Origin of the sequence: Curtobacterium sp. 18060 (genome assembly GCF_902706105.1) — a bacterium.
Classification (GTDB): domain Bacteria; phylum Actinomycetota; class Actinomycetes; order Actinomycetales; family Microbacteriaceae; genus Curtobacterium.
The window spans coordinates 159,018-181,990 of sequence record NZ_CACSJV010000002.1 but is presented as its reverse complement, the minus strand read 5'-3'; the positions used below and the strand labels follow the sequence as shown (position 1 = coordinate 181,990).

The following is a 22,973-nucleotide window of genomic DNA, read 5'->3' as shown; positions in this document are numbered from 1 at the left end:
ACCGCCGGGAGGAACCGACATGACCGCGTACACCGTCCACGAACTCGTGGTCCCCGCCACGATGGACGACGACCCGGGGACCGTGCGGGCGTTCCGCGAGTGGGTCGACGTGCAGAACCGCGCCGAGGTGTCGATCACCGGACTGCCGGAACTGCTCTGGACGCCCGAGGAACAACTGCCGTACCTGATCGACCCCGACGCGCCCAGCCGACTGTTCCTGGTCCGTGACGACGAGGGGGCCGCGGTGGGGGCCGGCTCGTACGAATCGAAGGCGGTCGCGGACGCCCCGAACTGCTGGATGGCGGTCAGCGTGGCGCCCGAGCACCGGCGCCGTGGCATCGGCACGCTCCTGGCCGAGCACGTCGAAGCGGTCGCGAGGCAGCAGGGCCGCACGCAGTGGAAGACGTACGCCGTGTCACGGCAGGTCGGCCCCGCAGCGGGCCCCGGGTACCTCCGTGCACCGACCGGGTTCGGCGTCGTGCCCGAGGACGAACCCGGAGCCCGGTTCCTGACGAGCCGGGGGTGGCGGTTCGGGCAGGTGAACCGGATCAGCCGTCTGGAGCTCCCGGCCGACCCCGATGCGCTCTCCGGCGTCCGCGCGGCGGCGACGCGGGCGGCGGCCGACCGGTACCGCGTGCACACCTGGGCCGGACCGACTCCGTCCCGGTGGCAGACGGACGTCGCACTCCTCCTGAGCCGGATGAGCACCGATGCCCCGGCCGGCGACATGGCCGAGCCCGAGGACGCCTGGACGATCGACCGGCTCCGGACGCACGAGCAGCACCTCGACGACGGCCCGCGCACCATGCGCACCGTCGCCGTGGAGGACGTGTCGTCCGGCGGACTCGTCGGCTTCACCCAGCTCGCCGTCCCTGGGCCCGTGGCCCAGCCCGTGATGCAGGGCGACACCCTCGTGCTGCGCGAGCACCGGGGGCACCGGCTCGGGTGGCTGCTCAAGGTCGTCGGGATCGAGACGATCGAGCGCGACCACCCGGGGCACCCCTCGATCATCACGTTCAACGCCGAGGAGAACCGCCCGATGCTCGACGTGAACGAGGCCGTCGGGTTCGTGGGCGTCGGCAGCGAGGGGATCTGGGAACACCGCCCGGCGTAGGGTTCCCCCATGACGCGCTCACGGGGGATGGACGATCTGGTCAGCGACGGGGTCTTCCTGGCCTGGGAAGCGCAGCTGCAGCTCGCCGACCTGTACGACGACCACGAACGCTGGAACGTCGACCTCGCCGCCGGCACCCTGCAGTTCGTCGGGCCGCACCCGGGCGAGTTCCGGATCCAGCTGCTGGGATCGGCCGCACCGGGGCCGCGCAGCTGGCTCTGGGGCTGGGCGAACCCGTCGCAGTACCCCGCGTCGGTGCTCGCGGCCGCGAACGCCACCCGCGCGCTGGGCGAACGGCTCGGCATCCCGGAACTCGTGCAGGGCGAGGTCCCGTTCGGCGAGCACCGGCAGGCCGACGCCGCCGACGCCGGGTACGAGTTCGCGTGGGACATGTCGATCGCGGCACGGCTGGCGACCGGTTCGTGGTTCGGCTTCGGCGGGCACGTCGGTGGAGGTTCCCGACTCTGGGTGCTGTTCGAGGGCCTGCTGTTCGCGCCACCGACGGTCCCCCGGATGGTCCGGGTCTTCGGTGAGGGCCTGCAGACGACCGAGGTGCACGACCACCGCCGCGCTGTGGGGAGCTGGGCGTCGCTCCGCGGTGTCCCCTGGGACGGGCGCACGCTGACGTTGGCGGACGGGACCATCACGGTCGACTTCGACGAGCTGGGCCGGATCCGCGACCTGCAGGGGTCGTCGGCGCGAGCCTGAGGCGGGCCGCAGCGCGCGCTGCGGACTGACACCGCGCCTCCAGACCGACCCGCCTACCATGGAGGGTCCGCGGTCTCGCGGACGCACGCGTCCCTGGAACAAGGTTGATGACCGTCACGTCCCCCGCAACCCAGCCCGGAGGCCCGGCGCCGGAATCCGCGCCCGTCACCGCGCGCACGTCCACCGTCGCGACCGTGCTGGTCGTCGCCATCCCGCTCGCGGTCGCGTGCTCGATCCTCGGCCTGACGATCACCGGGGCGTTCACCGCGAACCAGCAGCTGGTGTCCGCCGGCGACGTGGTCGAGTACGGCCTGCCGATCGCCCGCGTGGTGCACGACACCATGGCGGCGCTGACCGTCGGCCTGCTCATCGTCGCCGCGTTCGCGCTGCCGGCACAGAAGAAGGACCACCGGGCACTGTCGAGCGTGCAGCACCGCGCCACGCGCTGGGCGGCGGCGACCGGATCGATCTGGTTCCTCGCCGCGGCCGTCACCGTCGTGCTGACCGGCGCCAACACCCTCGGCGTCCCGCTCACCAGTCCGGTGTTCGCCCGCAACTTCATGCTGTTCGCGTTCCAGGTCGAGATCGGTCAGGCGCTCGTGGTCTCCGCGGCGGCGATCCTCATCGCGACCGTGCTCGCCGCGTTCGCCACCCGGGTCACGACGCTCGCCGTCGCCACCGTGTTCGGCCTCTTCGCCCTGCTCCCCCTGGCACTGTCCGGCCACGCCGCCGGCTCGCTCGAGCACGCCAACGCCGTGAACTCCCTCGCGATCCACCTGATCGGGGTGTGCGTCTGGGCCGGCGGGCTCGTCGCCGTGGTGCTGCTGCGCACCCGCACGAAGGGCGCGACCGGTCGGGTGGTCTCCCGGTACTCGACGCTGGCCGGGTGGTCGTTCGGCGCCGTCGCGTTCTCCGGCATCGTCAACGCCTCGCTGCGGCTGACCGGTCCGCTCGACCTCGTCACCACCCCGTACGGCGCACTCATCACGGTCAAGGCCGTCATCCTGGTGCTGCTCGGGATCGCCGGCGTCGTGCAGCGCCGCAAGCTGGTGCCCGGGCTGCTCCGCGCGCCGCTCGACCGCCGTCGGTTCACCCGGTTCGCGCTCGCCGAGATCGTGTTCATGGCCGTCGCGATCGGCGTCTCGGTGGCCGTGTCCCGCTCGCAGCCGCCGATCCCGCAGACACCCGAGACCGGTGAGGACACCCGCTCCGGCCTGATCGGGTTCCCGTTCCCGCCGGCCCAGACGATGCACACGTACCTGACGCAGTGGCACATCGACTGGGTGTGGCTCGGGCTCGCCGTCGTCGGTGCCGTCTGGTACCTGCTCGCCGTGCGGAAGCTCCGGAAGCGCGGCGACAAGTGGCCCGTCGGGCGCACCATCGCCTGGGTCATCGGCTGCGCCCTGTTCATCTGGACCACGTCGGCCGGACCGGCCGTGTACGGCATGATCCACTTCTCGTCGCACATGGTCCAGCACATGCTGCTCATGATGTTCGTGCCGCTGCCGCTCGTGCTCGGCGGGCCGGTGCTGCTCGCCATGCGCACCCTGCCGGTCCGCAACGACGGTTCCCGCGGGGCCCGCGAGTGGCTCATGCTCTTCGTGCACTCGCGGTACATGCAGTTCATGGGGAAGCCCGCCGTCGCGGGTGTGATCTTCGCCGGGTCGCTCGTGGTGTTCTACTTCACGCCGGCGTACCAGGCGGCGATGCAGTCGCACGAGTGGCACGTCGCGATGGTCGTCCACTTCGTGCTGAGCGGCTACCTGTTCTTCTGGGTGTTCGTCGGCGTCGACCCGGGGCCGAAGCGTCCGCCGTACCCGATCCTGATCATCGCGCTGCTCGCGACGCTGGCCTTCCACGCGTTCTTCGGCGTCGCCGTGATGACCTCGCAGTCGGTGTTCGCGATCGACTGGTTCCACGCACTCGGCCAGACGAACGACGCCGCCCTGCTCGACGACCAGCACACCGGCGGCGGGATCGCCTGGGGTGCCTCCGAGCTGCCGATGGTCTTCGTCGCGCTGCTCGTGGTGCGGAACTGGATCCGCACGGACAAGCGCGACGCGAAGCGGCTCGACCGCAAGGCCGAGCGCGACGGTGACGCCGACCTGAAGGCGTACAACGAACGTCTGGCGGCGATCAACGCGACCGACACCGCGCGCCGCGACTGACGCGCGCGTCCGGCGTCCGCGTCGGCTCCGTCAGTCGCCGTGGACGATGCAGACCGCGTCGAGGTCGAGCGCGGCCTCGAGCGCCGCCGAGATCCCGGACTCGCCGTCGGCCCCCGCCGGGGTGACGGTGTCGACCCACCACAGCGGCGTCGCGATCGTGGGAGCGTCCGGCAGGATCCGCTCGACCTCGTCGAACGAGTCCACTCGCCGCACCCCGAGCACGGTGATCACCGGGTGCGTGGCGTCGCGGCAGACCTGCAGCATCGGGCCGTCGTCGAGGGCTCGGACACCCCAGGACTCGTCGTGCAGGAGCAGCGCCTCGGCGACCTCCCGCGGCTCGACCGGCTGACGGCAGAGGATGGTGACGTCACGCGGCACCGTGACCGCCTGCCACCCGGGCGTCCCGCACGTGTCCGTCGAGCGTGCCCTCGTCGTGGGCAGGGTCGAGGGGCGCTCCGCCGACGAGCTGCAGGAAGCGGTCCTCGTCGATGCGGTCGAGGAAGGACTCGAGGGCTTCCCAGCCGTCCTCGAAGCGGACGATCATGCCGCCGTCGACGATGTCGCTGTCAGCGGCACCGGTGTCGCCTGCTCCGGACGGGCCGCCCGCCCCGGACCGGTCGCCTGCCCCGGACCGGGTGCCGAACGTCGCCGTCGTGGTGCGCGGTGGCGGCCAGACCCCGTCGCGGTCCAGGAACTCGGAGGCTTCGGGTCCGACGACGACGGCGAGCGGCGACGGCTCGCCGTGCGACACCGCGCGGATCAGGTGGTCGGCGTCCCCCCGGCGCTGCATCACCACACCGAAGACGGGCACGACCTGGTCCGCGACCTGCTGCACGGCGTCGAACAGGCGGTTCGCGAGCGCCGGGTCGGTGTTCTCCTCGGGCACGGTCAACACGGCGGACATCGTCTCGACGACGACGCCACCGACCAGGTGGGCGGTCATCGTCGCGGAGAAGCCCTCGCCGACGGCGTACGAGGTCGACACCCCGGGCGCCTCGTGCTTGGCGTACTGCGTGACGACCCATCGGTCCCACGGCACGGAGAGCGGTTCGGCGGTGCCCCAACGGGTGGGGCAGGTGCCGACGGTGTGGCACAGGGCCTCGATCGCGGACCCCATGTCCACGGCACGCTCGGCGTGGTGGCGGAGCGTCAGGTCGATGCTGATCTGGCGGACGGAGTCGGCTGCGACCGGGTGCTCGGGAGACGGTGTGCCGACGAGTTCGGGGCCGCGGTGCACGAAGTCCTCGATGCCCGAGGCTGCCGCACCCGTCCGGCCGTCGCGCAGCGTCCCGTCGAAGTCGGCGACGGCCCACGCGGCACCGTAGGCACCGAGCGCGTGCCGCAGGGCGGGGGTGATCGCGGATTCGCGCCCGGTCCGCAGCACGACCATGCGGCCGGCGTCCGCCGAACGACGGAGCAGTGAGGCGAGCGCGTCCGTCAGCCACACGACCGGCGAGGCGGACTCGACCACGATGGCGGGACCGACCACGTCGTCGATGAGGGGATGCCTGACCATCCGGTCCTCCTCGGGTTCTTCGGCGCTGGAACTCCCTGGACGGTACACACGAGGACGACACCTGTCCGTCAGGCTGGCGTGCTCACAGCGGAGACTCGGGAGGCACGACACACGCCCGACAGGAGGCGTACGGTGCGCGGTCGGCTGGCTTCCAGGCGAGAATCCGCTAGGCTTGCCGAGTCCCGTTCTGCGGGGTGTGCGAGTGTAGTTCAATGGTAGAACTCCAGCTTCCCAAGCTGGTAGCGCGGGTTCGATTCCCGTCACTCGCTCCGAACGAACGGCCGCCCGGTGGGCGGCCGTCCTGCATGTGTCCAGGGTGACCCGCAAGGCTGCTCGCATGCGTCGTTCTGCCTTGTTCGTGATCGGCGGTGTGATCACTGCGCTCGTCCTGACCGGCTGTGCGGACGGCGAGTCCCCGGCGACGTCCCGTTCCGCGGCACCGCCCCGGACGACGGCGAGTCCGACCCCGACGGCGAGCGCCGCTGCACCGCACCAGGAGCGCGTCCGCCGAGCACTCGCGGGCCTCGAACGCCAGTACGACGCGACGGTCGGCGTCGTCGCGACCGACACCGTCACGGGTGCGACGGTCGCGTACAACGGCGACCGACGCTTCGGCTACGCCTCGACCATCAAGGCGTTCGCCGCGGCACAGTTCCTGCGCTCGGTGCCCGCGGACGCCCGGAACGAGGTCGTGCACTGGACGGCCGCGGACGTCGCCGCTGCCGGGTACTCCCCCGTGACGGAACAGCACGTCGCCGACGGGCTGTCGTACGAGCAGCTGGCCGAGGCAGCAGTCCGGATGAGCGACAACACGGCCCTGAACCTCGTGCTCACGCGCATCGGCGGTCCGAGCGGCCTGGACGCCGCGTTGACCGAGCTCGGCGACACCACCACCGAGGTGGTCCACGGCGAGCCGGACCTCAACACCATCGAGCCGGGCAGCACCGAGGACACCACGACCCCGGCGGCGTTCACCGCGGCCCTGACGACCGTGCTCGACGGCAGCACCCTGGACCGCGCCGACACCGCGCTGCTGGTCGACTGGATGGGCGGCAACGCGACCGGCGACGCACTCATCCGGGCCGGCGCACCCGACGGCTGGGTCGTGGTCGACAAGTCCGGGGGCGCCGGGCCGATCCGGAACGACGTGGCGCGGGTGACCCCGCCCGGCGGCGACCCGATCGTGCTCTCGGTCCTGACCACGCGGAACGACCCCGACGCCGCCTACGACGACGCCCTGGTGGCCCGGTCGGCATCGGCGGTGCTCGACGCGTTCGACCGCTGATCGACCGGGGCGGCGATCGCCGTTCTGCACCGCGTCACACGGCGTCATGAACGACACCTGTCGGGGACCCCGGGACACTACGCTCGCTCCATGTCCTCCTCCGGATCCCCCGTGGTCGTCGTCGGCGCCGGCATCATCGGACTGAGCGCCGCGTGGCACCTCGCCGGGCTCGGGCAGCGGGTCCTGCTCCTCGACAGTGGGACGGTCGCCGGGGGCACGACCACCGCGGGTGCCGGGTTCGTCGGCCAGTGGGCAGCCGGGTACGCCTGGTACTGGAACGAGTCCGAACGCGACGTCGAGCAGTACGGCATCGACTTCTACCGCGACCTCGCCGGCGCCGGCCACGGCCCGACCGGGTACCGGCAGAACGGCAACGTCTGGCTGACCGTCACCGAGCAGGGCCAGGCCGACCACCTGCCGCCGTTCGAGCAGCACCCGCTCCGGCCGGCCGGGGCGCGGACGCTCACCCCGGCCGAGGCGGCCGACCTCGTGCCCGGGCTCGACCCGACCGCGGTCACCGCGGGCTTCCTCCATCCGGACGGCATCCAGATCAGTGCGCCGGACACGGCCGCAGCGCTGGTGCACGCGGTCCGTGCACGGCGCGTCGAGATCCGCGAGCACACTCCGGTCGCCGGTCTGGAGGCCCGTGGGGGCTCCGTCACGGGCGTCCGGACCGCGAACGGCGAGGTCATCGACGCCGCGAAGGTCGTGCTCGCCGCCGGCAGCTGGACGAACGCCCTCCTCGCCCCCTTCGGGCGCGAGCTGCCGACGGTCCGGGTCGTCGCCAGCCGGCTCGTGACGACACCGTTCGGTCTGCCGGGCACCCTGCCGACCCTGATGCTGCCGGAGCTGCACGGCCTGTGGATCCGTGAGCACCGCGGTGGCCTGACGTACGGTGCCGGGCCCGGGTACGAGCCGCTGCACGTCGGCGGTGCGGACCGGAGCGACGAACCCGACCGCCGACCGGTTCGCACGGACCTGCTCGACGCCATGCGGACGTACCTGCACCCGATCGTCGCCCGGCTGCTCCCCGCCGCCGCGAGCGTGCTCGGGGTCGACGAGACCCCCACGCAGGGCGTCGTCTCGATGACCGCCGACCGGAACTTCATCGTCGGCGCGGTCCCCGAGCTGGACGGACTTGTGGTGGCCGGTGGCGACAACGAGTCCGGCGTCACGCACGGTCCGGGCCTCGGGCGGATCGCGGCGGAACTGAGCGTCACGGGCACGACCACCCTCGGCGACGCGAGCCGCTACGCCCCGGCACGGTTCCCGGCGGCGGCCCCGGCCGAGGCCGAGGTGGTGGCGATGATGCCGGCGCGGCGCGAGGCTGACGCCCGACGAGCCGGAGCCGTGGCATGAGCGACGTGCTGAGCGACCGGGCCCCGGCGCACGTCGTGATCGGCGGCGGGGTCGTCGGCGCCGCCACCGCGTACGCCCTCACACTCCGCGGCGAGCGCGTCCTGCTCGTCGAGCAGCACGAGCGCGGGCACCACAACGGCTCGTCCCACGGCGCCACCCGGATCTTCCGGCAGGGCTACGCCGACCCCGAGTACGTCGCCCTGACCTCCCGCGCGCTGGCGCTGTGGGAAGCGCTCGAGGGCGCTGCGGACGAGGAGCTCATCGTCCGCACCGGGGCCGTCGACCACGGCCGCGCCGAGGTCGTCGACGCCATCGCCGCCGCGCTGACGGACGCCGGCATCCCGTACGAGACCCTCACCCCGGACGCCGCGGCCGCACGCTGGCCGGGGATCGCGTTCGAGGGCCACGTGCTCGCGCACGCCACGGCCGGTCGCATCCGGTCCGACCGCGCCATCGAGCTGTTCCTCACCCTGGCGGAACGGACGGGGCTCGCCGAGCTGCGCTTCGACACGGGCGTGACGGGGCTCGAGGACCACGGCGACGACGTGACCGTGACGCTGTCCGACGGGTCCACCCACCGCAGCTCGTCCGTGGTGGCGGCCGTGGGGTCGTGGGCTCCCGCGCTGGTCGGCGACCTGCTCGCCGGACGCGGGGCGGGCCTCCCGGCCATCCGCGTCACCCAGGAGCAGCCCGCGCACTTCCCCAGCCGTCTGCCGGACCAGGCGTGGCCGAGCTTCGTGCACTGGGCGGCCGACGACGACGTGTACGGCCTGCTCACCCCGGGCGAGGGCGTCAAGGTCGGGTTCCACGGCACCGGCCCCGTCGTCGATCCGGACCACCGCGACTTCACGCCCGTGCCGGCCGAGGCCGAGCGGCTGCAGGCCTACGTCGCGCGGTACGTGCCCGGTGTCGACGCGACGAAGCCGACCTTCATCAGCTGCCTGTACGACAACTCCCCCGACGAGGACTTCGTGATCGACCGACGTGGTCCCGTCACCGTCGCGACCGGGTTCTCCGGCCACGGCTTCAAGTTCGCACCGCTGCTCGGCGACATGATCGCCGACCTCGCGACCGGCGGGGCCGCACATCCCCGTTTCTCCCTCTCGAAACCATCCCCCTCAGGAACCCCGTGACGACCCGACTCCTCTCCGCGCTCGCGCTCTCCGCTGCCGTCGCCGCCGTGCTCACCGGCTGCGCCTCGACCGGGGCGTCCACCGACGTCTCCGACGGCCTGGTGATCGGGACGACCGATCCCGTCACGTCCCTCGACCCGGCCGGCGCCTGGGACCGCGGCAGCTACACGGTGCAGACGCAGCTGTACCAGCACCTGCTCACCTACCCGGCCGGCAAGACCACGACGAGTCCCGAGGTCGCCGAGTCGTGCGACTTCACCGACGGCACCCACTACGTGTGCCGGATCCGTGACGGGCTCACGTTCTCGAACGGTGACGCCCTGACGGCGAAGGACGTCGTGTTCTCGTTCGAGCGCCAGGTCGGCATCGGCTCCGAGAACGGTCCGGGGTCGCTGCTCGCCAACATGGCGTCCGTGGCGGCCGACGGCGACGAGGTCACGTTCACCCTGAAGCAGGCGAACGACCAGACGTTCCCGTACGTCCTGGCGAGCATGGCCGGGGCGATCGTCGACAGCGGGGTGTTCTCGAAGACGGAGGTCCACGCGGACGACGGGGTCGTCGGGTCCGGTCCGTACGCGCTGCAGCAGTCCGCCGACGGCGGGGCGACCATCGCGTTGACGGCGAACAAGGAGTACGACGGCACCGCGCCGGAGTCGTCGAGCGTGACGATCAAGCAGTACACGAAGTCCGCCGACCTCAAGCTCGCGGTGCAGGGGGGTGACGCCGATGTGGCGTACCGCCAGCTCACACCGACCGAGGTCACCTCGTTGTCCGAGGACGACGGCCTGCAGCGGGTCCAGGGCTCGTCGGGCGAGGTCCGGTTCCTCGGCTTCAACCTCGACACGATGCCCGGTGACGACACCGCGCAGAAGACCGCGATCCGCCAGGCCGTCGCCGCGACGGTCGACCGCGCGGCGATCGCGAAGGACGTCTACCAGGGCACCTACGCTCCGGCGTACTCGATCGTGCCGTCCGACTTCACCGGCGCGACCGATGCGTTCCAGACGGAGTACGACGGCGCCGACCCCGCGGCCATCCTCGAGAAGGCCGGCGTGCGCACGCCCGTCACGTTGCCGATCGAGTACACGACCGACCACTACGGCTCCGGGTCGGACGACGAGTACGCACTGATCAAGCAGCAGCTCGAGGACACCGGCCTGTTCACGGTCGACCTGCAGTCGGCGAGCTGGGACACCTACGTCGGGAACGTCGGCAAGGGCGAGTACCCGGTCTTCCAACTCGGGTTCTTCCAGGACTACCCCGACGCCTCGTCGTACCTGACGCCGGCCTACGGTTCCGAGGACGTCAACCTGCTCGCGAACCACTTCGACGACCGGGCCGTGCAGCAGCTGGTCGCAGCGCAGGCGGTCGAGGCCGACGCGACCGAGCGGACGAAGCAGATCGAGGAGATCCAGCAGGACACCGCCGAGTCCGTGCCGCTCATCCCGTTGCTCGCCGGGCAGGAGAACGTCATCGGGCAGAAGTCGCTCACCGGGCTGACGAAGTCGGTCGACGCCTCTGGTGAGTTCCGTCTCTGGGAGATCGGGCGCTCGTGAGCACCGGCGACGCAGCGCTGCGCGACGCGGTCCGCGCCGGGATGCCCGCGGGGCTCGACGAGCTCGCGGCGCTCGTCGCCATCCCGTCCGTCCACGACCCGGCCGTGCAGTCGCTCGACGACTGCCGCCGCGTCGCCGAGCGCGTGCGGGGTGCGTTCGACGGCCTCGGCCTGACCTCGCGCCTCGTCACGACGTCGGACGGCTCGCAGGCGGTCCTCGCGACCCACCCCGCGCCGCCCGGCACCCCGACGGTCCTGCTCTACGCCCACCACGACGTCCAGCCCGCGGGCGACCTCGCAGCGTGGACGAGCGACCCGTGGACCCTGACCGAGCGACAGGGTCGCCTGTACGGTCGCGGTGCTGCTGACTGCAAGGGCGGGGTCGTCACCCACCTCGTGGCGCTGCGGGCGCTGCTCGACGTGCACGGCTCGTTCCCGGTCGGACTCGTCGTGGTCGTCGAGGGGTCCGAGGAGCAGGGCACCGACGGTCTCGAGCAGTACGTGTCCACCCACGCAGCGGACTTCGCCGACGTCGACACAGCCGTCGTGATGGACGCCGGCAACGCCGCCGTCTGGGTCCCCGCGCTCGTGACCACCCTGCGCGGCACGGCGTTCGTCGAGCTGCGCGTCCGTGCGCTGCACGGCAACGTGCACTCCGGGATGTTCGGCGGTGCCGCACCCGATGCCATCGCGACCCTGGTGGCCCTGCTCGCCACGCTGCGCGACGACGCCGGGGACACCACCGTCGACGGGCTCGAGGCCTCGCAGACCTGGGACGGCCTGCCCTACGACGCCGACCGGTTCGCCGCCGACGCCGGGCTGCTCGACGGCGCGGTGCCGATCGGGTCCGGGGACCCGGCATCCCAGGTCTGGGCACGGCCGGCGCTGACCGTCGTCGGCATCGATGCGCCGGCGGTCGCCGGGTCGTCGCCGTCCGTGCAGGCGACCGCCGGTGCCGCGCTGAACCTCCGGGTCCCGCCGGGCGTCGACCCCGCTGCCGCCGGCGATCTGCTCGTGGCGCACCTGCTGCGGCGAGCGCCCGCCGGGGTCGAGGTCACCGCGCGGGTCACGGGCACGGGCGACGGCTTCCGGGCGACGGCGGGGCAGTACTCGTCGGCGTTCCGGAGCGCACTGGCATCGTCGTACCGGGTGTCCTCCGTGGGCTCCCTCGGCGGCGGCGGATCGATCCCGCTCTGCGCGACGCTCGAGCGGGCGATCCCGGGGGTCGAGGTCATCCTGGCGGGGGTGTCCGAGCCGGCTGCGAACGTGCACGCGCCGGACGAGAGCGTCGATCCGTCCGAGATCGAGCACATGGCCCTGGCCGAGGCGACTTTCCTCGCCGGCCTCGGAGCGGCCGGAGGCTGACCCGCCGGGCGCCTGGGCCGGGCGCTGGCGCCGTCACGCGACGCCAGCGCCCGGGCGTCAGGCGGCGGCAGGTGCCGATGGCTTCCGCCGCGTCCGAACCTGCAGCACCCCCGTCAGCAGCAGCACGACCAGGCCGATCGCGAGCACCACGAGCCCGCCGAGGAACCCGATCACGACGAGCAGCAGCGTCTCGGTGGACATCCCCCCGCCGCTGCTCCCGTCGGACGCGGCCGCGGCGGCGACCGACCCGTCGGCCTGCTGCGTGACCGCCTCGACGCCGTCGGTCACCGAGAACGGCACCGCGACGACCGTTCCCTGGTCCCCGACGAGCACGACGTGGTGGTCGCCGACCTCCAGGCCCGTGGTGTCGACCGAGGCGGTGGCTGTGGCGTCCTCGACGGTGAAGTCGTCGCCCTGCACCGGTTCGGAGTAGGTCCACACGCTCCCGCCCTCGTCGTCGCCCGTCCACGGCAGGCGGAGCTCGAGCTGGTCACCGGCGGTGACCTCGTCGGGGATCCCGGCGTCGGCGGCCGCGACGGTCGTGATGTCGCCGGCGTCGATCTTGCGTGCCAGCTCGTCGGAGTCCGCGGCGGGGGCCGTGGGTGGCTCGGCGGCCGAGGGGGCCTTCGCGCTGTTCCGGGGCTGGGCGGCGGTGTTCCGCGGCGCTGCGGTCGGCGCGGCCGTCGGCGCCGTGTCCGAGGCGTTCGTGATGGTCGGTGCCGTGGCGGCCGGCGGCAGCTGCACGACGGGCGGCTGGATCACCGTGCCGCCGTTGCCGCCGGTACCACCACCCGTGGTCGGACCGGTCGGCAGGGTGCCGGGGACCGTCTGTCCGGCGAAGTACACCGGCGTGAAGGTCTCGAGCGCGGCGTCGGCGGCGCCGTGCGCACCGATGGTCAGGACCCCGCACTGCACGGCCCCGGACAGGCAGTCGACACGCTTCGTCGACTGGCCGGTGAACGTCGAGCGCGCGATGACGCCGCCCTGCGTGAAGCCGGCGTTCTTCGTGCCGCTGAGCTTCGCGGTCGCTGCGGCGCCGGTGCCGGTGTTGTCGGGCCAGGCGACGAAGCCCTGGCCGTCCTGCCCGGTGCCGCCGGACCCGGGGACGTAGTCGTAGCCCGCGCCGGCCGCTCCCCCGGCGCTCGGGTGCTTCGTGACGTACCCGAACAGCACGTACAGCCCGGAGCCGTTGGTGTTCTTCGTGAAGCCGGAGCCGGTCACGGTGAGCTTCGTGCCCGCCGCGGCGGTCGAGAGGCCGGTGGCCGGCCGCACGTTCGTCGAGGCACCCCGGGCGTTCTCCGCCCCGGTGATCGACCCGTCCGCACCGACCACGGTCGACCCGCCGCCGGTGCCGCCGCCGCCCGTTCCCCCGCCGCCGGTGCCGCCGCCCGGGTTCGTCGGCGCCTGCACGGTGACGCGCAGGGTCGCGGTGTCCGAGGCGACCCGACCGACGACGGTCGCACCGAGGACGTTCGTGGCGACCGCGCGGTACCGGTCGCCGTCCAGCCCCTCGGTGGCCGTGATGCGGAGTGTGCTGGTCGTCGCGCCGGCGACCGAGGGGCCGTCCTGCAGGTCGGCCCAGCCGGACGGGGTGTGCTGCTGCCACTGCACGGTGGGCGTCGGGGTCCCGGTCGTGGTGACCGCGAAGGACACCTGCTGCGGCGTGGCGGGGGTCGTGCTGCCGTCGGTTCCGGTGGTCGCGCCGGTCAGCGTCACGGCGACGTCGGCCGGCTGCGCCGTGATGGTCGGGGTGGTCACGACCGTGAACGTGCGGAGCCCCTGGTCGGCGGCGTCGGTCGCGGCGTTCACGACGCCGACCACCGCGCGGCCGTCGGCGGCGACCACGATCGGGTCGCCGGTGTAGGTGGTGCCGGGCTGGTACTCGGCTCCGAGCGTGGGCGCGGTGCTGCCGTCGATCGCGTAGGCGCGGACGACGTTGCCGGTGTCGGTGCTGCCGGCGGCCGACACCCAGAGGCGCTTCGCGGACTCGTCGACGGCCAGGTACGCGGCACCGCCGACCCGGTCGATCGAGGTCGTCACGGCCGGGGTCCCGCGCAACGAGACGGCTCGGAGCGTGGCGTCGCCGTCGTTGCTCCACCACGCCCGGCCTCGGGAGTCGACGACGGTCCCGCCGGTGGCCCCGGACGTCGCGGCGGCGCCGATCGACACGTCGGCGACCGAGGCCCCGGTGTCGAGGGCGACGACGCGGGCGAGGGCGGCGGCCTGGTCGAAGACGACGGCGCGCTTGCCGGTCCAGTCGACGCCGACCGACGAGATCGTCCCGGTGACCGAGCCGATCAGGGTTGCCGTGCGGGTGACGGCGCGGACGGTCCCGCCAGCGGGGCTGGTGCCGACCTCGGTCACCGCACCCGAATCAGAACCGGAACCAGAACCAGAGCCAGAGCCAGAGCCACCCGAACCAGAACCAGCACCCGCTCCCACTCCCGCGCCGACGGCGGCCACCCGCAGCAGCCCCGCGGACCCGCCGTTCGCGGCCGGGGCGACCTGCGCGACGATCGAGCCGTCGGCGGGGTCGATCGTGAACGCCTTCGCGGCGGGCACCGCGACGGACGGCTTCACGTGCACGACGTCCCGGTAGGCGGCATCCGTGCCGCGTTCGACGACGACCCAGCCCTGGACGTTCGCGCCGGTGCCGCCGAACTCCGCGGCGGGCAACGACGCGGTCGCGACGATGTTCCCGGTGGACGGGTCGACGCTCGGCTTCGAGGTGGCGACACCGGGGTCGATCGGCCCGGCGACGCGCTTGCCGTCGTCGTCCACGACGAAGTAACTTGCCTTGGCGGTTCCGGCCGCCGGTACCTGCACGACGTTCAGGGCGCGCGTGGCGTCCCGCACCACCGTGGTGACCCGGCCGATCGTGCGGTCACCGACCGTGGTCTGCACGCCGGTGCTCACGAGCCCCTGGACGCCGGGGTCGCTGAACCCCTGGTCACCGTCGGCGCCGCCGTCACCGTCCGTGCCCTCGGCGGCCCAGTCGCCCGTCACGGCGACCGACAGCGGGTCCAGCGCGGTGCCCGCGGCGTAGAACTGGGTCGGGTTCCCGCCGCCGGTGACGTCGGCTGCGAAGGCCGCTGCACCCGCCGCGGTGATCGTGGTGGGCAGACCAGTCCACGAGTACTTCCCGTCGGTGACCGATCGGGTGCCCTTGGTGACGTCGATCGTCGCGAACGCGATGCGCTTCGTCCCCGGGTCGGACGTCCTGGCACCGGTCGTCGGGTCCACCAGCCGCACGTCGACCCCGGCGGTCAGGGTGCCGGTGGTCGGCGTGAGCTCGATCGCAGGGTCGCGCAGCGAGATGACGAACGTGTGCGCCCGGTAGTCGAACACCGCGGCGCCGGAACCCGTGACGGTGAGCTTCCGCGTGCCGGGGTCGTAGCTGCCGCCCGACGCGGCGAACCGGAACGTGCCGTCGGCGTTCTTCGACGCACCGCCGGACACCGACTGCCCTGCGGCCGGCACGTAGTTCCGGAACGACTGCTTGAACCCCCAGTCGAGCGTGCCGCCCGTGACGGACGTGCTCGGACCCGAGGCCGCGGTGGCGGCGGTCGCCGCGGTGGGCACGGTGCCAGCGACGGCCGCGGTCAGGCCGATGATCGCGGCGACGGTGGCGCTGAGCGCGCGGAGGCGACGGGCCGGTCTGGTCTGGGTGTGCATCGGTTCCTCGGGTCGGGTGGTGCGCGTGCGGGGAGGCGGTGCCCCGGGCGGACCCGGGGCACCGCGTGGGTCACCAGGTGACGGGGACCTGGACCTCGTCGAGGTCGACCGGGTCGTTCGCGACGCCGTGCGCCGAGAACGTCTGGACGAAGCACTCGTACTGCCCGAGGGCAGCGTTGGCGGTCGCGGTCTTCGTGGCGTCGTAGTCGCAGCTGACGGTCGCGGCCGCGTCGCCGGTGTGGTGCGGGTCCGCGGTGTAGGACTTCGCGACGTCGATCGTCGTGGTGAAGCCGCCGCCGGCGGTGAACGCGCTCTTCGACACCCACTGGGCGGAGCCGAACCAGCCGGAGTTGGTGGCGTAGTCCGCCTGCTTGGGCCCGTAGACGACGTAGACGCCGAAGCCGCGCCCCTGCGCGTCCCCGTCGAAGCCGCTGCCGGTGACCGTGACGCTGCCGTCCGAGACGCCGTGGAGCGCCCCCGGGCCGTCGGTGACGACCGAGGCCGGACCGCTGACGGACAGGCTGGCGCCGTAGTCGTTCGTGACCGCGGTGGCCGCGGATGCGCTGACCGCGGGCAGGACGGCGATCCCGACCGCGGCGACCCCTGCCGCCAGCGTGATCCCGAACGAGCGTGCGATTCGTGTCATGTTCGTGTTTCCCTCTCGATGTGGGCGCCCCCTGTGAGCACCCGGGTCCGGTGGTCCTACGGCGCGACGTCGGTCGCGGTGCGTCGTGCGGTGCGACGGGAGTGCACGATCGCGAAGACGACGAGCGCCGCGACGGCCACGACGAGCGCGGACAGGCCGCCGAGGACGATCCGCAGGACGCTCGGGTCGATCCCGCCCGCGGAGCCGTCGGCAGCCGCGGCCGCCACCGCCGATGGGGTCGCCCCGGCCGGCACGGTGGGGGTCGCCGACGCGGTCGGCTCCGCGGTGGCGCTCGGCTTCGTCGTCGACCGCGCGGACGGCTTCGTGGCCGCGCGGGTGTCGGCGCTCGCCTCGGACGTCGGCTCGGCGGACGGACGGGAGGCACTGCCCGCGTCCGTCGTGTCGGCCGGCGCCTGCCCGGTGGTCGCCCTGGTGCCGCCACCGGCCAGCGTGCCGCCGCTGCCGTACAGGTTCTGCACGGAGACGGGTGTGAACGACTCGTTGTTCGCGTTCGCGACGCCGTGCGCACCGATCGTGATGATCCCGCACTGCACGACCGTGCAGTCGACGGTCTTCGCGGCACCGTTCCGGTCGAGCGCCTGGAACGTCGAACCGGGGACCTTGAGGGTCGCGGACCAGGTGCCCGTGGCGGAGTCGACCGTGCCGCCGTTCGCCGCCGACGCGGTGGTGCTGCCCTCGAAGGCCACGAAGTCGAGGTACCCGGTGGGGTTCGACTCGTCGTCGGGCACGTAGCTGTAGTCCGCGCCCGTCGCCCCGCCCTTGCTCGGCTGCCAGGTGCCGTTCACGGTGCCGAACGCCACGTAGATGCCGCCGTACCCGTTCTTGATGCCCTGGAACCCGGAACCGCGCAGGCGCAGCGTCGTCAGGTACGTCGAGTCGACCTGGTTCGTGACCTCGGGGTGCCCCTCGATCGCGACGCTGACACGGCCGGCTGCCGCTGCGGGGGCGACGCCCACCAGGGCGGCTCCCCCGGCACTGAGCGCGACGAGCAGTCCGGCGAGCGCGAGCCGCAGCGGGCGGGTGCGGGTGGTCACGAGGAGGCCTCCTGGAGGGTTCGGGACGGCACGACGACGGGCGTGCCGGTGTTCGGGTCGGGCACGACGGTGACCGGGTGTCGGTAGACGGTGCCGATGCGGTCGGCGGTCAGGACGTCGGTGGGGGTGCCGTCGGCGACGATCCGACCGCCGGCGAGCATGGCGACGCGGTCGGCGTACGCCCCGGCGAGGCTCAGGTCGTGGAGCACCACGACGACGGCGCCGCCGGCCCGGGCGTGTGCGCGGGCGACGGCCAGCACGGCCTCCTGGTGCCGCAGGTCGAGGGCGGCGGTCGGTTCGTCGAGCAGGAGCACCGGGGTCGACTGCGCCAGGACCCGGGCGAACGAGGCCCGGGCGCGCTCCCCGCCCGACAACGAGGGGAACGCCTGGTCGATCCGGTCGGCGAGTTCGACCTGGTCGAGCACCCGCGCGACCACGGTGTCGTCGTCGACCGCTCGCGGGGTCCCCCGCCACGGAGCACGGCCCATCCGGACGACCTCGCCGACGCGGAACCCGAAGGCCACCGCGGTGTCCTGCTCGAGCACGGCGCGCCGACGAGCGGTCGCGAGCGGTGCTTCGCCGCCGGTGCGCACGCCGTCGATCGCGACCGTGCCGCTGTGCGCGAGGTCACCGGCGATCGCCCGGAGCAGGGTCGACTTGCCGGCACCGTTCGGACCGACGAGCGCCAGGACCTCGCCCGCGCGCACGGTCAGGTCGACGTCGGCGAGCAGCGGTCGTCCGTCGATGACGACGCCGATCCCGGAGGCGACCACGGCGCCGACCGCGCTCGACTCGATCATGCCCAGCCTCCCGACCGTCGGCGGGCACGGCGCAGGAGCCAGAAGAAGAAGGGACCGCCGACGAGCGAGGTCAGCATGCCGATCGGCAGGTCCGCGTACGGCACCAGGGTGCGCGCGAGCAGGTCGGCGATCGTCAGGAGCAGGGCGCCGCCGAGCGTCGAGACCAGCAGCAGCGGGCCGTGTGCCGGGCCGATGACCATCCGCATCAGGTGCGGGACGACGAGCCCGACGAACGCGATGATGCCGGCGAACGCGACCGCTGCGCCGACGAGCAGGGCGACCACGACGATCGCGACGACCCGGACGGCCTCGACCCGCACCCCGACGTGCCGCGCGGCCCGGTCACCGAGGGCGAGCAGGTCGAGCGAACGCGTCAGCACGACGGCGCCGACGAGGCCCGCACCGATGACGGGGGCGATCGCTGCGGCCTGGTCCCACATCGAGCCGTTCAGGGACCCGAGCTGCCAGAACACGATCTGCTCGCGCGCCTGCTGGTCGCCGAGGAACGTCAGGAAGGCGAGCCCCGCGCCGGTGAACGCGTTCACGGCGATGCCGGTGAGCAGGAGTGTGACGACCTCGGTGCGGCCGCCGGCACGGGACAGCCCGTAGACGAGCAGCGTCGCGACCAGGCCCGCGGCGAAGGCCATCAGCGGCGTCGTCCAGTACCCGGCGAACTGCAGGCCGAACACGATCGAGGCGCAGGCCCCGAACGCCGCGCCACCGGACACCCCGACGACGCCGGGGTCGGCCAGGGGGTTCGCGAACACGGCCTGCATGAGCACACCGGCTGCGGCGAGCGCAGCACCGATCAGCAGCGCCATCACCACCCGCGGGAACCGGATCGTCCACAGCGCCTGGGTGACGAGGTCGTCGGCCGGGCCGTCCACGGGCAGGCCGAGCGACCGGCCGACGGTCCGGAGCACCTCGGCGGGCGAGATCCCGAGCTGTCCGACGCTCGCCGACACCAGCGTCGCGACGACGAGCGCCACCACGAGCCCGATGGTGAGGAGCGCGATGCGGCCGGCCCGCGACCTGGACGTGACCGCCGGTGCTGCGGGGACGTGCGTGGCGGGCGCGATCCGTTCCTCCCGGACGGTCATGAGGCGTCCGCCGGACCGTAGATCGCCGCGGCCAACGCGGCCACGATCTCGGGCGTGCGCGGCCCGAAGCTCATCACCGTCGTGTCCGCCATGTCCACGATGCGGCGGTGCTCACCTGCGGGCGTCTTCGCGATCGCGGGGACCCGCTGGAGCAGTCCGTCGACGCCGTCGACGGACTCGAGCCCCTTGGTCATCATGATCACCAGGTCCGGCTGCATGGCGACCAGCGCCTCGGCGTTGACGGGGCGCATGCCCGTCCAGTCCTGTTCCGTCGCGACGTCCCGCCCGCCGACGGCGTCGATGAGCGAGTCGGCGCCGGACTCGCTGCCGAACAGGTAGTAGATCCCGGCGTTCCCCCGCACGTACAGGAACACCATCTTCAGCTTGTCGGCCCGAGCCGACGGCGCGATCCGGGCCACCTGCGCGGCGACGGCCTGCTCCTGCGCGTGCACCTCGGCGGCCAGGCGGTCGCCGGTCGCCGGGACGCCGAGCGCGGTCGCGACCTGCTCGATGATCGCGTCGGTGTTCGTGGTGTCCCGGTGCGGGTCCAGGACGACGACGGGGACACCGGCCTTCCGGATCTGCAGGACGACGTCCCACGGGCCGAGTGAGGTGTCGGTCAGCAGCACGGTCGGGCGGAGCGCGAGGATCGCCTCGGCGGAGAGTTCGTGGCCGTTCTGGGTGACGAGCGGCAGGTCCTCGGTGCCGGAGAAGCCGGTCGAGACGTCCCGTCCGACCAGGTGGTCCCCCAGGCCGAGGCCGTACACGGTGGACGACAGCGTGCCGGAGATGTCAAGCGCGAGGATCCGGTCCGCGCTCGTGACGGTCACCTCGGTGTCCTGGTTGTCGGTGACGGTGACGGGCAGCTCGGGCTCGTCCACCGTGCTCGCCGTCGGCGGCAGGTCGGTCGCCAGGGTCGCGGTGCGCTCGCCGGTCACGTCCTGCGCGTCGGTCACCGGGGCGATGGCCTGGAGGCTCGCGGCCGGGTCCGTCGCGCTCGTCCCGCGACCCGCGGCCTGCGTCGCACCCGCGGTGCCGGTGCCGCCGCCGGTGCAGCCGGTCGCCACGGCGAGGACGACGATGGCGGACGCTGCGGCCGTGAGGGCGCGACGGAGTGACGACATGGAGATGATCCCGAGTGCTGGTTCGTGAAGTTAGGTGAGCCTCACCTAACCGTTAACTTAGGTGAGCCTTGCCTACCTTGTCCAGCACGTGTCGCCGTCTCCCCGCTACGGTGGTCCCGTGCGCATCGTGGTGGCTCCGGACTCGTTCAAGGGCACCGCGACCGCGGCGTCCGTCGCCCAGGCGGTCCGCGACGGCTGGCTGACCGAACGCCCCGACGACGACGTCGTGCTCGTGCCGATGGCCGACGGCGGCGAGGGCACCCTCGACGCCTTCGCGACCGCGGTCCCCGGCGCGGTCCGCGTGCCCGTCACGGTCACGGGTCCGGCCGGCGACCCCGTCGACACCCACTGGCTGCGGCTGCCCGACGGCCGCGCGGTGGTCGAGCTCGCGGCGACGAGCGGGCTCCCCCTGCTCACCGAACTGCTGCCGGACACCGCCACGAGCCGGGGGTTCGGCGAGGCGATCGCCGCTGCGCTCGACGCCGGCGCCACGGGGCTCGTGCTCGGCATCGGCGGCAGCGCCTCGACCGACGGCGGACGGCCCGTGCTCGAGGCGCTCGGGTTCGACGGCGACCGCGGCTCGCTGCGTGCCCTGCCGCCGCTCGGCGTGACCGTACTGACCGACGTGACGTCACCCCTGCTCGGCCCGACCGGCGCCGCCGCGGTCTTCGGGCCACAGAAGGGGATCGCGCCCTCGCGCGTCCCCGCGTTCGACGAGCAGCTGGCCGCCTGGGCCGCGCGCTTCCCTTCGGTGGACCCCGCGACCCCGGGCGCCGGTGCCGCGGGTGGCGTCGGCTTCGGCCTGCTCGCCTGGGGTGCGACCCTGGCCCGCGGCGCGGACGGTGTCGCCGAGGTCCTCGGCTTGGCCGACCGGCTCACCGGCGCCGACGTCGTGATCAGCGGCGAGGGCCGGTACGACGGCCAGTCCGCCGCCGGCAAGGTCCCGTCGGTGGTGCGGTCGCTCACGGCGACGCACGCACCCGGGGCTCGGTCGATGCTCGTCGCCGGCGCGATCGAGGCGTCGCTCGACGACTACGCCGCCGCTGCCTCGCTCACCGTGCTCGCCACGCAGACCACCGGCGAACCGTCCGACGCCCTCGCCGATCCGCTGCGCTTCGCCGCCATCGCGGGCCAGCGGCTCGCACGGTTGGCCTGAGCACCCCGATTCCCGCTCTGGGGAGCCCCATCGGAACCTCCCACGCCGTGGCGCGCTCCATCAGACTGGTTCCGGGCCGGAACCGGCCCGCAACGAACCACCCCCACGAGGAGATCATTGCGCACCGTCAACGCGTACGCGGCACCGTCAGCGACCGAGCCGCTCGTCAAGACCACCATCACCCGTCGGGACGTCGGCCCGGACGACGTCGCGATCGACATCGCCTACGCCGGCATCTGCCACTCGGACATCCACACCGTCCGCGGTGAGTGGGGCCCCATCCAGTACCCGCAGGTCGTCGGCCACGAGATCGTCGGCCACGTCACCGCCGTCGGCGAGAACGTCACCAAGCACCAGGTCGGCGACCGCGTCGGCGTCGGCTGCATGGTCAACTCCTGCGGCGAGTGCGAGAACTGCGTCGCCGGCCAGGAGCAGTACTGCCTCAAGGGCAACATCGGCACCTACGCCAGCGTCGACCCCGCCGACGGCTCGATCACCCAGGGCGGCTACTCGCAGGCCGTCGTCGTGAACGAGGACTTCGTGCTCCGCGTCCCCGAGTCGCTCGACATCGAGAAGGTCGCGCCGCTGCTCTGCGCCGGCATCACCACCTACTCCCCGCTGCACCACTGGAAGGCCGGCCCCGGCACGAAGGTCGCCGTCGTCGGCATGGGCGGGCTCGGCCACATGGCCGTCAAGATCGCCGTCGCGCTCGGCGCCGAGGTCACCGTCCTGTCGCAGACCACCTCCAAGCAAGAGGACTCGCTCCGCTACGGCGCGAAGGCCCACTACGCGACGAAGGACCCGGAGACGTTCGAGAAGCTCGCGAACTCCTTCGAGCTCATCATCAACACCGTGTCGGCGAAGATCCCGATGGGCTCGTACCTCGGCCTGCTCAAGGTCGACGGCACGCTCGTCAACGTCGGCGCTCCGTCCGAGCCGCTCGAGGTCCCGGCGTTCGCCCTGATCCCGCGCCGGCTCAGCTGGGCCGGGTCCGCCATCGGCGGCATCCGCGAGACCCAGGAGATGCTGGACTTCTGCGCCGAGCACGACATCCTGCCGGAGACCGAGCTCATCAGCGCCGACCAGATCAACGAGGCCTACGAGCGCGTGCTGTCCTCGGACGTCCGCTACCGCTTCGTGATCGACGCGGCCACGCTGGCGTAGTCGACACCACTTGCGAGACGGGAGGCCCGTTGCCAGCCGGCAACGGGCCT

General features: G+C 73.1%; 18 protein-coding genes and 1 tRNA gene. 11 read left to right on the top strand and 8 right to left on the bottom strand.

Going from position 1 to position 22,973, the window contains the following annotated elements:
- The first annotated feature begins 19 nt into the window (after window positions 1-19).
- From GVL05_RS02260 to GVL05_RS02250, 3 genes are all read left to right on the top strand, one after another.
- The gene (locus tag GVL05_RS02260; protein WP_159570949.1) at window positions 20-1,114 is read left to right on the top strand and encodes a GNAT family N-acetyltransferase; all 1,095 of its coding nucleotides are present in this window, start codon (window positions 20-22) and stop codon (window positions 1,112-1,114) included.
- Window positions 1,115-1,123: 9 nt separating this feature from the next.
- Window positions 1,124-1,822 (top strand): DUF6882 domain-containing protein, encoded by a 699-nt coding sequence (locus tag GVL05_RS02255; protein ID WP_132099438.1) that lies wholly within the window; start codon window positions 1,124-1,126, stop codon window positions 1,820-1,822.
- Between the two features lie 107 nt (window positions 1,823-1,929).
- Complete coding sequence (locus tag GVL05_RS02250; RefSeq protein WP_131922143.1) at window positions 1,930-3,990, top strand: cytochrome c oxidase assembly protein; 2,061 nt, start codon at window positions 1,930-1,932, stop codon at window positions 3,988-3,990.
- Between the two features lie 30 nt (window positions 3,991-4,020).
- Here GVL05_RS02250 and GVL05_RS02245 read toward each other — a convergent pair whose 3' ends face one another.
- Window positions 4,021-4,368, bottom strand: a complete 348-nt coding sequence (locus tag GVL05_RS02245) for a hypothetical protein (RefSeq protein WP_123293483.1) — start codon at window positions 4,366-4,368, stop codon at window positions 4,021-4,023.
- Window positions 4,358-5,506 carry a DUF6177 family protein gene (locus GVL05_RS02240; protein ID WP_159570945.1) on the bottom strand — a complete coding sequence of 383 codons (1,149 nt, stop codon included), beginning with the start codon at window positions 5,504-5,506 and terminating at the stop codon, window positions 4,358-4,360. Before GVL05_RS02240 ends, GVL05_RS02245 begins: the two co-directional genes overlap by 11 nt.
- Before the next feature lie 198 nt (window positions 5,507-5,704).
- On the opposite strand from GVL05_RS02240, the gene GVL05_RS02235 reads away from it, so the two are divergent.
- The 6 genes from GVL05_RS02235 to GVL05_RS02210 all read left to right on the top strand — a co-directional run bounded on the left by GVL05_RS02235 (window position 5,705) and on the right by GVL05_RS02210 (window position 12,203).
- Window positions 5,705-5,775, top strand: a tRNA-Gly gene (locus tag GVL05_RS02235).
- A 68-nt stretch (window positions 5,776-5,843) separates the two neighbouring features.
- Window positions 5,844-6,791: a class A beta-lactamase gene (gene bla, locus GVL05_RS02230; RefSeq protein WP_159570942.1), complete on the top strand. Its 948-nt coding sequence runs from the start codon at window positions 5,844-5,846 to the stop codon at window positions 6,789-6,791.
- Between the two features lie 90 nt (window positions 6,792-6,881).
- Window positions 6,882-8,150, top strand: a complete 1,269-nt coding sequence (locus GVL05_RS02225; RefSeq protein ID WP_159570939.1) for an FAD-binding oxidoreductase — start codon at window positions 6,882-6,884, stop codon at window positions 8,148-8,150.
- Window positions 8,147-9,283, top strand: a complete 1,137-nt coding sequence (locus tag GVL05_RS02220; protein WP_235035803.1) for an FAD-dependent oxidoreductase — start codon at window positions 8,147-8,149, stop codon at window positions 9,281-9,283. Before GVL05_RS02225 ends, GVL05_RS02220 begins: the two co-directional genes overlap by 4 nt.
- Window positions 9,280-10,839, top strand: coding sequence for an ABC transporter substrate-binding protein (locus GVL05_RS02215; RefSeq protein ID WP_159570936.1), 1,560 nt, complete (start codon window positions 9,280-9,282; stop codon window positions 10,837-10,839). Before GVL05_RS02220 ends, GVL05_RS02215 begins: the two co-directional genes overlap by 4 nt.
- Complete coding sequence (locus GVL05_RS02210) at window positions 10,836-12,203, top strand: M20/M25/M40 family metallo-hydrolase (RefSeq protein ID WP_235035802.1); 1,368 nt, start codon at window positions 10,836-10,838, stop codon at window positions 12,201-12,203. Before GVL05_RS02215 ends, GVL05_RS02210 begins: the two co-directional genes overlap by 4 nt.
- Window positions 12,204-12,260: 57 nt before the next feature.
- Here the strand turns inward: GVL05_RS02210 and GVL05_RS02205 are convergent, their stop codons facing one another.
- The 6 genes from GVL05_RS02205 to GVL05_RS02180 form a co-directional block, all read right to left on the bottom strand.
- Window positions 12,261-15,878, bottom strand: coding sequence for an HtaA domain-containing protein (locus tag GVL05_RS02205; RefSeq protein WP_159570933.1), 3,618 nt, complete (start codon window positions 15,876-15,878; stop codon window positions 12,261-12,263).
- Window positions 15,879-15,948: 70 nt separating this feature from the next.
- Window positions 15,949-16,524: a hypothetical protein gene (locus GVL05_RS02200; protein ID WP_111085395.1), complete on the bottom strand. Its 576-nt coding sequence runs from the start codon at window positions 16,522-16,524 to the stop codon at window positions 15,949-15,951.
- 56 nt (window positions 16,525-16,580) lie between these two features.
- On the bottom strand, window positions 16,581-17,579 hold the full coding sequence (locus GVL05_RS02195; RefSeq protein WP_159570930.1) for a hypothetical protein: 999 nt from the start codon (window positions 17,577-17,579) through the stop codon (window positions 16,581-16,583).
- Entirely contained in the window at window positions 17,576-18,379 is an 804-nt protein-coding gene (locus GVL05_RS02190; RefSeq protein WP_131922132.1) for a heme ABC transporter ATP-binding protein, read from the bottom strand. Before GVL05_RS02190 ends, GVL05_RS02195 begins: the two co-directional genes overlap by 4 nt.
- Window positions 18,376-19,479 carry an iron ABC transporter permease gene (locus tag GVL05_RS02185; protein WP_159570927.1) on the bottom strand — a complete coding sequence of 368 codons (1,104 nt, stop codon included), beginning with the start codon at window positions 19,477-19,479 and terminating at the stop codon, window positions 18,376-18,378. Before GVL05_RS02185 ends, GVL05_RS02190 begins: the two co-directional genes overlap by 4 nt.
- Window positions 19,476-20,603, bottom strand: coding sequence for a hemin ABC transporter substrate-binding protein (locus tag GVL05_RS02180; RefSeq protein ID WP_159570924.1), 1,128 nt, complete (start codon window positions 20,601-20,603; stop codon window positions 19,476-19,478). Before GVL05_RS02180 ends, GVL05_RS02185 begins: the two co-directional genes overlap by 4 nt.
- 118 nt (window positions 20,604-20,721) lie before the next feature.
- On the opposite strand from GVL05_RS02180, the gene GVL05_RS02175 reads away from it, so the two are divergent.
- Both GVL05_RS02175 and GVL05_RS02170 read left to right on the top strand, forming a co-directional pair.
- Complete coding sequence (locus GVL05_RS02175; RefSeq protein WP_159570921.1) at window positions 20,722-21,759, top strand: glycerate kinase; 1,038 nt, start codon at window positions 20,722-20,724, stop codon at window positions 21,757-21,759.
- 117 nt (window positions 21,760-21,876) lie between these two features.
- Complete coding sequence (locus tag GVL05_RS02170; protein ID WP_159570918.1) at window positions 21,877-22,923, top strand: NAD(P)-dependent alcohol dehydrogenase; 1,047 nt, start codon at window positions 21,877-21,879, stop codon at window positions 22,921-22,923.
- Window positions 22,924-22,973 lie beyond the last annotated feature (50 nt).